This is a genomic window from Marinobacter alkaliphilus, from assembly GCF_055394375.1.
In genome coordinates this window covers 748,374-761,413 of the sequence record NZ_AP043751.1, presented here as the reverse complement: position 1 = coordinate 761,413, position 13,040 = coordinate 748,374, and the positions used below count along the sequence as shown (strand labels likewise).

The window sequence follows — 13,040 nt, the reverse complement described above, 5'->3', positions numbered from 1 at the left end:
GGCGCCAGGCGGAGTCCGCTGCCATAGGTTTGGTCCGGGTGGCTCTCTAAAGTGGCGAAGTACCAAGACGCTGCTTTAATTGGAAAGACCACAACAAGAGGCTCCCGCCATGAAAGATCTGAAAAACAAAGTTGCCGTGGTGACCGGTGCAGGTTCCGGCATTGGCCGTGCCCTGGCCCACGCCCTGGCAGCTCGGGGCTGCCGTCTGGCGCTGTCGGATGTCAACGAAGCCGGCCTGGCGGAAACCGTCGCCACCCTCGACAAGAACCGTGTGAAAACCTACCGCCTGGACGTGTCTGACCGTGATGAGATTTACGCCCACGCCGAACAGGTGAAGGCAGATTTCGGCCAGGTAAACCTGGTGATCAACAACGCGGGTGTAGCGCTGTCTGCCACGGTGCGGGAAATGACTGACGACGACTTCAAGTGGGTCATGGACATCGATTTCTGGGGCGTTGCCCACGGCACACGGGCCTTTTTGCCGCACCTGATCGCCTCCGGCGACGGCCACGTGGTGAACATCTCCAGCGTATTCGGCCTGATTGGTGTGCCCAAGCAAAGCGCCTATAACGCCGCCAAGTTTGCCGTTCGTGGCTTCACCGAATCCCTGCGCCAGGAAATGAAGCTGGAGAACCAGCCAGTGCATGTCAGCTGTGTGCACCCGGGTGGCATTCGTACCAACATTGCCAACGCCGCTCGTATGGGCAAGTCCGAAAACGCCGACGCCCAGCGTAAGGGCTTCGATAAGCTGGCCATGACCACCCCGGACAAGGCGGCCGAAATCATCGTCAAAGGCATTCTGAAGAACGAATCCCGCATCCTGGTGGGCCCGGATGCCTGGGGTATTGATGCCATCAACCGCCTGTTGGGCTCTGCCTATCAGCCACTGGTGGAGCGTTTCTCCAGAAAGAACCTGTACGTCTGATCGGTTCTAACCCCCGGCCCTTGAATACCGATTGCTTATTTTACAACCAGTATTCAAGGGCTATACTCTGAGGCTGATCCAGGGAAGAGTCAGCATGAATACGCCAAAGCATCCCGATCTGGGCGCGGCGCTGGAACACAGCCGCTCCGGTTTGCGGGACAATCACCGCCGTACACTCGCAAGATTACTGTTCTTTGTCACCGGTTCTGCACTGGTGGTGTTTGCTGTGCTTCAGTTTTTCAACGGATTCCCCTGGGTGTCTGCCATTGAACTGCTTGCCAGCGGCCTTCTGTTCTTCGGCGCGCAACGGCTGAAGACCACGCCCCACCTGCAGCAGTGGATCTACGCCTATCTGGTGGCCCTCTTCTCATTCTTTATTGTCATCATGTTGTTGCCGGATGCCTCCATCGCGGCGTTTGTCTGGGTGTTGATGATGCCGGTGTTGGCCTATTTGCTGCTGGGAAAATGCGAAGGGATGATCCTGAGCGTGCCGTTCATGGTTGTTGGCCTTGTTGTCTACTACTTCTTCCTGGAAACCGTTGGCACCGCCCACGGCATGATTGATCTGCTGAACATGGTGTTGTGCGGCGTGCTTATGCAAGTGTTCATGCATATGTACGAGGAGCGCCGGGAGGAGGCCGAGCAACGGCTGGTGGACATGGCCCAGACCGATGCCCTGACCGGCCTGGCTAACCGGGCTAATTTCCAGTCCACCCTGGCCCGCACCATTGCCGAATGCGAACGCAACGGCAGCGGCTTTGCGCTGGTGGTGATGGACATCGACCACTTCAAGCTGGTGAACGACACCCTTGGCCATGATGCCGGTGATCACGTGCTGCGCAACATCGGCCAGTGCCTGACCGAACGCCTGCGCACCACCGACTCCGTGGGCCGGCTCGGTGGTGAAGAGTTCGGTTTGATCCTGCGGGACGTAAAACCTGCAGACGCCTTTGAACTGATGGACGAACTGCGAGAGCGCATTGCCGGCCGGGAGTTACACTACGGTGAGGCCGGTATCCGGGTGACGGCGTCCTTCGGCATTGCCCAGTGGCCTGACCATGGCCAGGATGCCGAAACCCTGTTCTGTGTCGCCGACCGCTGCCTTTATACCGGCAAACGCGCCGGTCGGAATCGGGTGGCCCCTGCGGGGCCGGTGCACCGTGACCGGAGCGAAAAAACCGTGGCTGGAGGTACGGTCTGAATCGGGTATCCTAAGGCGGACAGCATCGACAGCCAAGGACCGAATTCACCATGTGCGAACTGCTGGCCATGAGCGCCAACACCCCCACCGACCTGTGTTTCAGCTTCACCGGTCTGACCCGCCGTGGTGGCGAAACCGGACCCCACAAAGACGGCTGGGGCGTATCCTTCTATGAAGGCAAGGGCGTTCGCAGCTTCCACGATTCCGACGCCAGTGCCAGCTCCCGCCTGGCCGAAGTGGTCCAGACCCACCCGATCAAAAGCGAAGTGGCCATCTGCCACATCCGCCAGGCCAACGTTGGCGAAATCTGCCTGGCCAACACCCACCCGTTTATCCGCGAACTCTGGGGCCGCTACTGGGTCTTCGCCCACAACGGCCAGCTCTCCCACTTTCGGGCCGCAGTGGGATTCTACGAGCCGGTGGGCGACACCGACAGCGAAGCCCTGTTCTGCGATATCCTCAACCACCTGCGCAGTCACTGTGACCGCAAAACGCCCCTGAAGGAAGTGGTAGAGAGGCTGGTGCGCCTGTCACAGGCCTACGCCCGCGAAGGCGTGTTCAACCTGCTGCTCAGTAACGGCGACTGGCTGTTCACTTACTGCACCACCAAAATGGCCAGCATCACCCGCCGAGCCCCCTTCGGCCCGGCCCGCCTAAAAGATGCCGACGTGACCGTCGATTTCGAATCCGAAACCACCCCCAACGACATTGTCAGTGTGATCGTCACCGAACCTCTGACCAGTGATGAACAATGGGATGTCTACCAGCCAGGCGAGTGGCGGCTGTGGAAAAAGGGAGAAGTGATAGCATCAGGAGGAAAGTAAGACTCTGGGCCGAAAGAGCCCAAAGTACAAAGTCCAGTCAAGCAGGAGAGTGGGTGGGGTAAGCTTTTCTGCAGGAAAAAAGATGTCTGAGCAAAGCGAGTTGTTTTTTCCGGAAGAAAAGCTTACCCCACCCACTCGCCAGCGTAACTCCAGAGCCCTCAGCGTAACCCAGAGCCCCCGGAGTCACGCTGAGCGGCAGACCTTACTGCAAGGTCCGCCGATTCCCATTCTTATACTGCGGCGCAATGTAACCCTCGATCTCCGCCTTGAACCGACCGATCACCTCACTGTTGTCCTTGTCCCAGGGGTGGAAACCAGGCTTGAAGTACTCCAGCCAGGTCGGAATCAGGCTGGAAAACGCACCGTCCTTGCCCCACATGCGCCACATGCCCTTGGCGGCATCCTTCAACGAGAAATGCTTGCGATCGTGCATGATCATACGGCCGGTGTACCAGGTACCCACAATGCCCAGTGCGACAGTACTGAACACCTGATAGAACGCCCGCTCGGCGTAGGTGCCGCCAGCCTGCTGGAAGACATCGTAGGCAACCGCCTTGTGTTCGGTCTCCTCGATGGCGTGCCATACCCAAAGCGGGCGCATGCTCTCGTGCATATCCTCGCGCACGTCATCCCGCTCCAGCAGCATGTCGGCCATCATGGCGGTGATGTGCTCCAGGGCGCAGGTAATGGCCAGCTGGTGGCGCTTGGGCAGTTTGCGGGCCACGTCCAGAATCACCTTCAGGTCACGCTCCATTTCCTCCACCGGCATGCCCTGGTCCCGCACGTGCTGGTTCATGGCAATGTGTTCCAGCGAATGCATGGCTTCCTGGCCAATAAAGCCGCGAACTTCCTCTTTCAGCTTGGGGTCCTGAATCTGGCCCCGGAAAGCCCTTACCGAATCCACAAAGAACTGCTCACCCTCGGGAAACAGCACTGACAGCGCATTCATGGTATGACTGATCAGGTAATTGTTATCCAACCAGTACCGGGGTACCTGTTCTCCAAATTCAAAGCCCATGCGCTGCGGCTTGATCGAGACATTGTCCGGTGTATGTGAAACCTTGTTTTGCTTGTCTGTTTGAGTTGTTGTCAGCATGTCTGTACTCCTCTGCGATTGAACGCTTTGGCTGATGTCATGGGGCCAGTGTGGAGGAGTCAACGGCGTTACAGAATGCGAGGTTGGGACGGCTACCGTTCACATTGGGACAAAAAGCGCCGCACAATTGGCCCGGGAGACAGGTAAATCGGTGCGAGCCGCCCCACTGCCAGTGGCGATGGCTTCTGTTAGAGTCAGAAACACGACAAATATCAATCAGGGACACGGCATGGCATCAACCAGTGCAGACAAAGAACGGCAAATGCTGGGGCTGTTCCTGGTACCCGGCGTTTACCTGCGGGTACTGGGTGAAACGGTGCGCCAGCTTGGCCACAACGACCGGGCCCTCTATCAGGGCCTGGATTTCACGGCCGACGACCTCCAGGCCAACGACAGCCGCATCTTCGTAACCGATGCCATCCTGATGGCCCAGCGCGCCCTGGAGCTGGCCGGAAAGGATGGCCTCAGCTTCCACCTGGCCAAGGAACTGCGGCTGACCATTCACGGCACCCTCGGTTTTGCCGCCCTGACCAGCCCGACCTTTGAGGGAGCTCTGGATTCGGTGCGCCGTTACCTGCAGTTGCGGGCCCCGTTCCTGAGTATGAAACAATCCCTGGCCGGTGATCAGGTGCTGGTGCAGCTGTGCACCGAATTCGATGTGCCGGGGCTCTACGGTTTTCTGGCGGAAACCGTCAGCGCCACCCTGATTCTGTTAACCGAACAGCTCCTGGACCGCGCCGATGCCGAAAGCCGCGGCTTTGCCCTGGAAGACGGCAAGTTGCCGGGGGTCTCGGTGCGCCTGTCTGGCCCGGAGCCGGCCTACTACGCCCGGTTTGCCAGCCAGTTACCGGTGCGTTTCGAGTACGGCCAGCCGGAGGAAATGCTGGTGTTTCCCCGCAAACTACTTGATGTGCGCATGCGCCTGGCCGACGCCGAGGCCTCCCGCATGGCCCGGGACCAGTGTGAGTTTGAACTGCAGAAAGCACTGAAGGAACAGGGCGATATCGTGCTGGCGATCCGCAACATGCTGCGCATGACGCCGGGGCCTTTGCCCTCTCTGGAAGCCATGGCTGAGCGTTTCTGTGTGTCGTCCCGAACGCTCAAGCGCCGACTGGCGGAGAAAGACACCAGCTACCGCGAAATTGTCGAGGCGGTACTGAAAGACCGGGCCATCCAGCTGTTGCGTTATACCAATCAGTCAGTCAGCGAGATCGCCTATGAACTGGGCTATGCCGACCTGTCCAACTTCAGCCGGGCCTTTCGCAAGTGGACCGGGAAGTCGGCGTCCGAGTTTCGGGAAGGTGGGCCGGACCCGGCTCCGGAGGTGGGGCCCTGATTTGTTGCGCCTCTGGTTTGGGAGCGTGGTCGTAAGGTGGTCAGAGAATTTTTTCTGCGAAAAACAACTCGCTGCGCTCAGATATCTTTTTCGCGGAAAAAATTCTCTGACCACCCCACGCCCTGCTGACCTTTTGGAAGGCGTATCTACTAACACATAGCGGTTTTTGAACGTTGTTTTCAGTGTTATGTATTGGTTTTCGCAGTTGTCTTTCCCCGCCTATGCCCCGATATTGTGACGGACGGGGAGGTGGGATTATTTTTCCCGCCAGAAAAAAGATGTCTGAGCGAAGCGAGTTGTTTTTTCCAAGGGAAAAATAATCCCACCTCCCCAGTCCCGCCCCCAAAACCCACAGGCTAGGGCCGGAGTTAAAGCCAAAAAAAGGAACCAAGATGAACGGACAACCAGACACCCACAGCAAAATCATAGGCTACCTGCTCTGGATCTTCGGATTCCTAGGCTCCCACCGCTTTTATTACGGCAAACCCATCACCGGCACCATCTGGTTCTTCACCTTCGGGCTGTTCCTCATTGGCTGGATCATCGACCTGTTCCTGATCCCGAGCATGGATCGCCAGGCCGACAAGCGCTTCCAGGAAGGCAATATCAGCTACAACATCAGCTGGATACTGCTCACCTTCCTGGGCGTGTTCGGCGTACACCGCATGTACATGGGCAAGTGGATCACCGGCATCATCTACCTGCTGACCGGCGGCCTGTTCCTGATTGGTGTGCTTTACGACTTCTGGACCCTGAACAGCCAGATATCGGAACGCAATCACGCCGACCAGATTGGCTGATTACAGGCCCGCGGCCGCTTCCAGCTCTACTAGGCCGTCTTCCAGGTAATCCAGCATCCGCTGCAGGCTGGGCAGGGTTCTTCGGCAGCCAATCAGGCCGAATTCTACCTGGCCGTTGTAGCTGGTCAGGGTCATGTTCAGGGCCAGGCGATCCATGGCAATGGACACCGGGTACATGCCCTCCAGCTTGGCGCCATTCCAGTAACGGGGGGAGGATGGCCCGGGCACGTTGGAAATCACCACATTAAACGTCTGCCAGTTGGGCGCCATGCCGGTCAGCAAATGGAACGCCGCCGGCGCCAGGGTCAGGGCGGTGTAGTTGATGATTTCTTCAGACGACATATGGCGGTAGCGGTCTTTGGCTTCCTGCATGCCGTGATGGATTTTCAGCAATCGTTGACCAGCGTCGTTCTCGTCCGTGTGCAGGTTGGCTAGGATCACCCCCACCTGATTGCCTTCGGAGCTGTCGTCCCGGTGCAGGGAGACGGGCACAAAGGCGATCAACGGTTTTGCCGGCATGGCATCCTGGTTCATCAGATAGGTACGCAGGGCCGAGGCACACATGGCCGTGACCACATCATTCACCGTGGTGCCGGAGGCCTCGCACACCGCCTTGATCCGGGTCAGGCAGTAGGATTGCGCGGCGAAGCGCCGTGAACCGGTGATCTTCTGATTCAACACGCTGCGGGGCGCATGGAAAATGGAATCGTAGGCGGGGTCTTTACGGGCCTGGTTGACCGTTTTCAGCAATTCCTTCGCCACCGTAGGAATGGTGCCCAGCTGTTTTCCGGAACTGCCCAGCAAATGCGCAACGCTGCGCCACAGGGATGAGCTGTTATCGTCCCGCTCAGCCCTTTGCCTGGGGGGTAAGGCCCAGATCGGCGGCAGGCCCATTTCGGAGGGATCTTCACTCAGCATCCGGGTGGCCATGCGCATGGCGGATACGCCATCCACCAGGGAATGGTGAATCTTGGTGTAGATCGCGAATTGCCGGTCCTTCAGGCCCTCAATCAGATGTACCTCCCACATCGGCCGTTCGCGGTCCATCAGGTGGGAATGCTCAGCGGAGACAAACGACAACAGCTCCCGGATACGGCCAGGGGTGGGCAGCGCTTCAAAGCGGAAGTGATGCTCCAGGTCGAGATGCTCATCCTCCACCCACATCGGTTGCCCCAGTTTGTAACTCAGCCGTTGGTCGAAGGGCCTGGTCACGCGGTGCTGGGTTCTCAACTGGCCTGCGAGTTGGGCCACGTAATCATCCGGCGCGCCTTCCGGGAAGGAAAACAGCTGGAGACCACCCACGTGCATGGGTTGCTGGCGCTTTTCCAGCCAGAGAAACAGTTGATCGGTGGGGCTCAGAGGTTTCACAGCGCAATCCTTGTTATTGATCTATGGGCCGATACTAGCGCAAGTCGGCCCGGGCTTGATTGACTTTATTAACCCGGCTCTGTGTTAGCCCGGCGACTGCGCGGCAGGTGGTATTAGCGATGGTGACCCCGCAAGGCTTTGACTTTTTCCTCCAGCAACGGTGCGGCGGCCTGCTCCGGAGCGACCGGATAATCGGCCAGAAGGTGAATGCGGGACCAGAAACGCTTAGGCAGGTGGCTGAACGCCAGCCATCAGAGTGCCCACCAGTATGGCCACAAAGGTGCCTATCTCCAAAAAAACGGCAGGAACCCTCGCTCTGACAGCAGGCGAAACTGACTGTGATCTTCCATGACCCGGGCACCCTCGATTGGTCTTGTAATGTTGCCGGAGACTAAACCCGCCAGTGAGGGTGGTCAAGCTCTGAAACGGCCTCCATACTGGGCCACAGTCTGAGCCTGTTCAAACAACAACGACGTTTTTGGGAGCTGTATTCAATGGATGTACAACAAGCCGTCCAGTCCCGCCGATCCGTTCGGGATTTCCTGGACACCCCTGTCTCCGAGGCCACCCTTCGCAAAGTGATCGAAACCGCCACCCGAGCCCCCTCCGGTGGCAACCTGCAACCCTGGCACCTGCACGTGGTCACCGGCGACGCCCTGGCCCGCCTGAAAACCCTGATGCGGGAGAAAGTCAGCAAGGGCTTCAACGAAGTGCCGGAATACGAAATCTACCCACCCAAACTGCAGTCACCCTACCGCGACCGCCGCTTCGAGATTGGCGAACTCATGTACCGACAGCTCGACATCCCCAGGGAAGACAAAGCCGCCCGCTTCGAGTGGTTCAAACGCAACTTCGAGTTCTTCGGCGCCCCGGTCGGCCTGTTCTGCACCGTCGACGACAACATGGGCCCGCCCCAGTGGTCAGACCTGGGCATGATCCTGCAAACCATCATGCTGTTGCTGCGCGCCGAAGGCCTCGACAGCTGCGCCCAGGAATCCTGGTCGGTTTACCCCAAAACCATCAGCGAATTCCTGGGCCTGCCCGAACACCGAAAAGTCTTCGCCGGCATGGCCATCGGCTACGCCAACCCCGACAGCCCGTTGAACCAGATCACCAGCCCAAGGGCACCGCTCTCGGAAAACGTCGAATTCATCAGCTGACCCGAGCCAATCTCAGGCGGCCACCGATGCCGCCTGAGCCACCGGCACCTCCAGACGGATCTGATCCCCGTCCAGCAACACCGGGTACACCCTCACCCCAACGCTCTCGTCTTCCAGACACCGCCCGGTACGCAAGCTGAAATGCTGCTTGTACAACGGCGACGCCACCACCGGCTCGCCATTGATATCCCCGGTAATCCCCCGGGCCAGCACGTTAGAGCCACTGAACGGATCGGTATGGCTGATCGCAAACAACGCTGGCAGCCGGTGTGGCAGATAAAACACCGCCACCGGCCCGTCCTCCGTCCAAACCGCAATGCCGGAGTCAGCCACCAGATCGTCCACCGTACAAACTGCTTCCCAACAAGTCCGAGCTTTCATAAAACGTTCTCCTGAATCCCAATGTCTTTAACTTGCCTATCCCACTTATGTCTGCGAGCGCGGGGGTCGGGGTAATTTTCTGGCAGGAAAAAAGATGTCTGAGCAAAGCGAGTTATTTTTTCCAGAAGAAAATTACCCCGACCCCCGTGCTCCGCCCCCAAGCCAGAAGGCTACGAAGAAGCCACCTCCAAAACAGGCCGCCGCTGCCCCCGCTCTGAAGTCCACTGCTGCACCGGGTCCTTCTGCTCCGGCGCATTCACAAACTCCCGGAACCGCTTGCGCTTCTCAGGATCCTCAACGGCGGTTTTCCACTCACACTGATAGGTATCCACCAGATCCGCCATATGCTGCTCCAGCTCCTCGCCAATACCGAGGCTGTCCTCCAGCACCACCTGCTTCAGATACTCCAGACCGCCCTCCAGATTCTCCATCCACACCGACGTCCGCTGCAGCCGGTCCGCCGTGCGCACATAGAACATCACCACCCGGTCAATCGTGCGGATCAGCTCCTCATCCGACAGATCCGTGGCAAACAGATCCGCATGCCGGGGCCGCATGCCGCCGTTGCCACACACGTACAGATTCCAGCCCTTCTCCGTGGCAATCACCCCGAAATCCTTGCTCTGGGCCTCGGCGCATTCGCGGGTACAGCCAGACACCGCCATCTTCACCTTATGGGGCGCCCGCAGGCCCTTGTAGCGATTCTCCAGGGTGATCGCCATGCCCACGCTGTCCTGCACGCCGTAGCGACACCAGGTGCTGCCCACGCAGGACTTCACCGTGCGCAGGGACTTGCCGTAGGCGTGGCCGGTTTCGAAACCGGCGGCGATCAGCTTTTCCCAGATCTCCGGCAGCTCACTCAGGGTGGCACCGAACAGGTCCACCCGCTGACCGCCGGTGATCTTCGTGTACAGGTTGTACTGCTTGGCCACCTCGCCCAGCACAATCAGCTTATCCGGGGTGATCTCGCCGCCGGGAATGCGCGGGACGATGGAATAGGTGCCGTTCTTCTGCATGTTGGCCATGAAGGTATCGTTGGTGTCCTGCAGCGGCACGTGGTCCGTGGCCAGGATGTGCTCGTTCCAGCAGGTGGCCAGAATCGAACCCACCGTCGGCTTGCAGATATCACAGCCCTGGCCCTTGCCGTATTGCTTGAGCAGGCCCCGGAAGGTGCGGATGCCGTTTACCTTCACCAGATGGAACAGCTCCTGGCGGGTGTAGGGGAAGTGTTCGCACAAATCCGTGCACACCTCCACGCCGCGTTTCTCCAGCTCGCTGTCCACCACCTTTTTGAGCAAAGCGGCACAGCCACCACAGCCGCTGCTGGCTTTGGTTTCGGCCTTCACGCCGCCCAGATCAGTGCAGCCGGCGTCAATCGCGCAGCAGATGTCGCCCTTGGTAACGTTGTGGCAGGAACAGATGGACGCGGTATCCGGCAGGGCATCGGCACCCAGGGCCGGGGCACCGCCTTCGCTCTCCGGCAGAATCAGGGCTTCCGGATTGGCCGGCAACTCAATGCCATTGAGGGCGTATTGCAGCAGGGTATCGTAGGGGCCGTTATCGCCCACCAGGATGGCGCCCAGCAGGGTCTTGCCGTCCTGGCTCACCACCATGCGCCGGTAGTGGCCGGCCTGCTCATCGTGAAAGCGAATGTTACGGGCGCCGGGGGTCTTGGCATGGGCGTCGCCGATGGAGCCCACATCCACCCCCAGCAACTTCAGTTTGGTGCTCATGTCGGCACCGGTAAAGGCCGCACTGGCGTCGTTGTTCAGCGCCGCCGATAGCGTGCGGGCCATGGTGTAGCCCGGCGCCACAAGGCCGAAGACAAAGTTGTTCCAGAGCGCGCATTCGCCAATGGCGTGGATGTGCGGGTCGGACGTGGTGCACTGGTTGTTGATCACGATCCCGCCGCGTTCGCCCAGTTCAAGGCCGCAGGCCCGAGCCAGGGTGTCCTGGGGGCGGATGCCGGCGGAGAACACAATCAGGTCGGTTTCCAGATGGCTTTCATCCGAGAAATTCATCCGTAGCCGCGCGGCGCTGCCCGGCACAATGGCGGTGGTGGCTTTCTCGGTGTGCACCTGCACACCAAGATCTTCAATTTTCTGGCGTAACAGGGCGCCGCCCTGATCGTCCAGTTGAACCGGCATCAGGCGCGGGGCAAACTCCACCACATGGGCCTGTAAACCAAGGCTTTTCAGCGCGTTTGCTGCTTCCAGCCCCAGCAGGCCGCCGCCGACCACCACGCCGGTCTTCGCCTTTTGCGCGCTGGCCTGAATGGCGTCCAGGTCATCCAGGGTGCGGTATACAAAGCAGCCTTCCTGATCGTTACCGTCAATGGGCGGGACAAACGGGTAAGAGCCGGTGGCCAGCACCAGCTGATCGTAGGGGTATTCGCCCTTGGGTGTGGTGATCATCCGGGCGTCCCGATCAATGCCGGTCACCGGCTCATTCAGGTGCAGATCAATGCCCTGGTCGGCATACCAGTCCGCGGTGCCCATGGCCAGGTCCGCATGGCTTGAGCCGCTGAAATACTCCGACAGGTGCACCCGGTCGTAGGCCAGTTGCTTTTCTTCGCCGAAAACGACGATGTTATAGGCGTCGGCGGCCGGAGACTGGCTGAACTGTTCCAGGAAGTGATGGCCAACCATGCCGTTACCGATCACGATCAGGGTCTGTTTGCTCATAGTCTTGTCCTCTCTCATGGCAGCGGATCAGGCCGCTGCGTCGCAATAGGGTTTGCCGAAAGCGATGGTGTCCCGGTAGCGGGATATATCCGTGCCTGAACGAATCAACTCGCTGTACCAGGGGGCGCTGCTGGTGTCGCCGAGCAGAATGGCGCCGGTCAGGCGGTTGTGTTCCACCAGCAGTTGGCCGTAGACCGCTTGGGCGTAGTCCTGCCACTCAATGGTTTCGGTGTGCGGGCCCGGAGTGATCGGCCCGCAGGAAAAAATGGGGAGGTCGCTGATTTTCAGGCGTGTGGCGATTTCTCCCGGTGTGAAACCCGGGTTTCCGGACACCTGGCAGAGATGCCGGGCCAACACGGCCGCCTGTTCGTAGCCGGGCTCCACGAGGCCAAACGTGTGTTCCTGAAACTGGCAGCATTCACCGAGGGCGTGGATATGAGGATTGGAAGTGGTCATCTGCGAATCCACCTGTACGCCCCGGTCGCAGGCCAGGCCGGCGGCTTCTGCCAGTGCTTTGTTCGGATGAATACCGGTTGCCAGCACCACCAGGTCCGTCGCCAGCACGGTGCCGTCGCTGAGTTGTACCGCCTGGACCTGGTTTTTGCCCAGCAGCGCTGTCGGCTCTGTACCGGTCAGAACGGTGAGGCCCCGTTGCTGTAACTGGTGCTTCAGTAATTCGCCGGCGGCTGGATTGAGCTGTCGGTTCAGCAGGTGACCGCTGCGATGCAGAATCGTGACGTCCATACCCCGGGCCCTGAGCCCCTCGGCCGCTTCCAGGCCAAGAAAACCGCCGCCTATGACGACCGCACGGCGATGTGTCTGCGCCCGGTGAATCAGGGTGCGGGTATCGGTCAGATCCCGGAAGGTCATCACGCCATCCAGATCCTCGCCGGGCAGGCCAAGACGTGAAGGACTGGCGCCAGTGGCCAGCACAAGGGTGTGGTAAGCCAGCGTGCGCCCGCTGGCGGTCGTCACCCGGTGCTGATGCGGTTCGATGGCCGTGACCGGCTCACGGTTATAGACCTCGATTTTGTGCTGGCGGAACCAGGACCGGGGTTTCAGTTCCAGCTCTGACTCCCGGACCTGATTCGCCAGCAAGGACGACAGCTGGATTCGGTTATAGGCAGCGAAAGGCTCGCCGTTGAACACCACAATGCGGCTGAACGGGTGCCCTGTGGCCACCAGTTGCTCCAGCAATCGCTGCGCAACCATGCCATGGCCGCAGATCACCAGCGCAGGGGTCTGTGTGTGTTCCATAGGTGCGC

General features: G+C 59.7%; 11 protein-coding genes. 6 read left to right on the top strand and 5 right to left on the bottom strand.

Annotated features, from left to right (window positions below):
- The first annotated feature begins 109 nt into the window (after positions 1–109).
- From ACZ5Q2_RS03495 to ACZ5Q2_RS03485, 3 genes are all read left to right on the top strand, one after another.
- Positions 110–925 carry an SDR family NAD(P)-dependent oxidoreductase gene (locus ACZ5Q2_RS03495; RefSeq protein ID WP_058092851.1) on the top strand — a complete coding sequence of 272 codons (816 nt, stop codon included), beginning with the start codon at positions 110–112 and terminating at the stop codon, positions 923–925.
- A 94-nt stretch (positions 926–1,019) separates the two neighbouring features.
- Complete coding sequence (locus ACZ5Q2_RS03490) at positions 1,020–2,126, top strand: GGDEF domain-containing protein (RefSeq protein ID WP_061331287.1); 1,107 nt, start codon at positions 1,020–1,022, stop codon at positions 2,124–2,126.
- 50 nt (positions 2,127–2,176) lie between these two features.
- On the top strand, positions 2,177–2,950 hold the full coding sequence (locus tag ACZ5Q2_RS03485) for a class II glutamine amidotransferase (RefSeq protein WP_061331285.1): 774 nt from the start codon (positions 2,177–2,179) through the stop codon (positions 2,948–2,950).
- A gap of 202 nt (positions 2,951–3,152) precedes the next feature.
- Here ACZ5Q2_RS03485 and ACZ5Q2_RS03480 read toward each other — a convergent pair whose 3' ends face one another.
- The gene (locus ACZ5Q2_RS03480) at positions 3,153–4,046 is read right to left on the bottom strand and encodes a metal-dependent hydrolase (RefSeq protein WP_061331283.1); all 894 of its coding nucleotides are present in this window, start codon (positions 4,044–4,046) and stop codon (positions 3,153–3,155) included.
- A 229-nt stretch (positions 4,047–4,275) separates the two neighbouring features.
- On the opposite strand from ACZ5Q2_RS03480, the gene ACZ5Q2_RS03475 reads away from it, so the two are divergent.
- Positions 4,276–5,382, top strand: coding sequence for a helix-turn-helix domain-containing protein (locus ACZ5Q2_RS03475; protein WP_432210443.1), 1,107 nt, complete (start codon positions 4,276–4,278; stop codon positions 5,380–5,382).
- 392 nt (positions 5,383–5,774) lie between these two features.
- Positions 5,775–6,182, top strand: a complete 408-nt coding sequence (locus ACZ5Q2_RS03470) for an NINE protein (RefSeq protein WP_061331279.1) — start codon at positions 5,775–5,777, stop codon at positions 6,180–6,182.
- Here ACZ5Q2_RS03470 and ACZ5Q2_RS03465 read toward each other — a convergent pair whose 3' ends face one another.
- The gene (locus ACZ5Q2_RS03465; RefSeq protein WP_432210444.1) at positions 6,183–7,550 is read right to left on the bottom strand and encodes a WS/DGAT/MGAT family O-acyltransferase; all 1,368 of its coding nucleotides are present in this window, start codon (positions 7,548–7,550) and stop codon (positions 6,183–6,185) included.
- Positions 7,551–8,044: 494 nt separating this feature from the next.
- Here ACZ5Q2_RS03465 and ACZ5Q2_RS03460 point away from each other — a divergent pair, with 494 nt between their 5' ends.
- Entirely contained in the window at positions 8,045–8,710 is a 666-nt protein-coding gene (locus ACZ5Q2_RS03460; protein WP_432210445.1) for a nitroreductase, read from the top strand.
- Between the two features lie 12 nt (positions 8,711–8,722).
- Here ACZ5Q2_RS03460 and nirD read toward each other — a convergent pair whose 3' ends face one another.
- From nirD to ACZ5Q2_RS03445, 3 genes are all read right to left on the bottom strand, one after another.
- Complete coding sequence (nirD, locus tag ACZ5Q2_RS03455; protein ID WP_319636541.1) at positions 8,723–9,091, bottom strand: nitrite reductase small subunit NirD; 369 nt, start codon at positions 9,089–9,091, stop codon at positions 8,723–8,725.
- Positions 9,092–9,261: 170 nt separating this feature from the next.
- Positions 9,262–11,775 carry a nitrite reductase large subunit NirB gene (nirB, locus tag ACZ5Q2_RS03450; protein ID WP_432210446.1) on the bottom strand — a complete coding sequence of 838 codons (2,514 nt, stop codon included), beginning with the start codon at positions 11,773–11,775 and terminating at the stop codon, positions 9,262–9,264.
- Between the two features lie 27 nt (positions 11,776–11,802).
- Positions 11,803–13,032: an NAD(P)/FAD-dependent oxidoreductase gene (locus ACZ5Q2_RS03445; RefSeq protein ID WP_432210447.1), complete on the bottom strand. Its 1,230-nt coding sequence runs from the start codon at positions 13,030–13,032 to the stop codon at positions 11,803–11,805.
- Between the last annotated feature and the right edge of the window lie 8 nt (positions 13,033–13,040).

Coding starts and splice junctions, on each gene's coding strand:
- ACZ5Q2_RS03495 (WP_058092851.1), top strand. CDS start 110: ATGAAAGATCTGAAAAACAAAGTTGCCGTGGTGACCGGTGCAGGTTCC.
- ACZ5Q2_RS03490 (WP_061331287.1), top strand. CDS start 1,020: ATGAATACGCCAAAGCATCCCGATCTGGGCGCGGCGCTGGAACACAGC.
- ACZ5Q2_RS03485 (WP_061331285.1), top strand. CDS start 2,177: ATGTGCGAACTGCTGGCCATGAGCGCCAACACCCCCACCGACCTGTGT.
- ACZ5Q2_RS03480 (WP_061331283.1), bottom strand. CDS start 4,046: ATGCTGACAACAACTCAAACAGACAAGCAAAACAAGGTTTCACATACA.
- ACZ5Q2_RS03475 (WP_432210443.1), top strand. CDS start 4,276: ATGGCATCAACCAGTGCAGACAAAGAACGGCAAATGCTGGGGCTGTTC.
- ACZ5Q2_RS03470 (WP_061331279.1), top strand. CDS start 5,775: ATGAACGGACAACCAGACACCCACAGCAAAATCATAGGCTACCTGCTC.
- ACZ5Q2_RS03460 (WP_432210445.1), top strand. CDS start 8,045: ATGGATGTACAACAAGCCGTCCAGTCCCGCCGATCCGTTCGGGATTTC.
- nirD (WP_319636541.1), bottom strand. CDS start 9,091: ATGAAAGCTCGGACTTGTTGGGAAGCAGTTTGTACGGTGGACGATCTG.
- nirB (WP_432210446.1), bottom strand. CDS start 11,775: ATGAGCAAACAGACCCTGATCGTGATCGGTAACGGCATGGTTGGCCAT.
- ACZ5Q2_RS03445 (WP_432210447.1), bottom strand. CDS start 13,032: ATGGAACACACACAGACCCCTGCGCTGGTGATCTGCGGCCATGGCATG.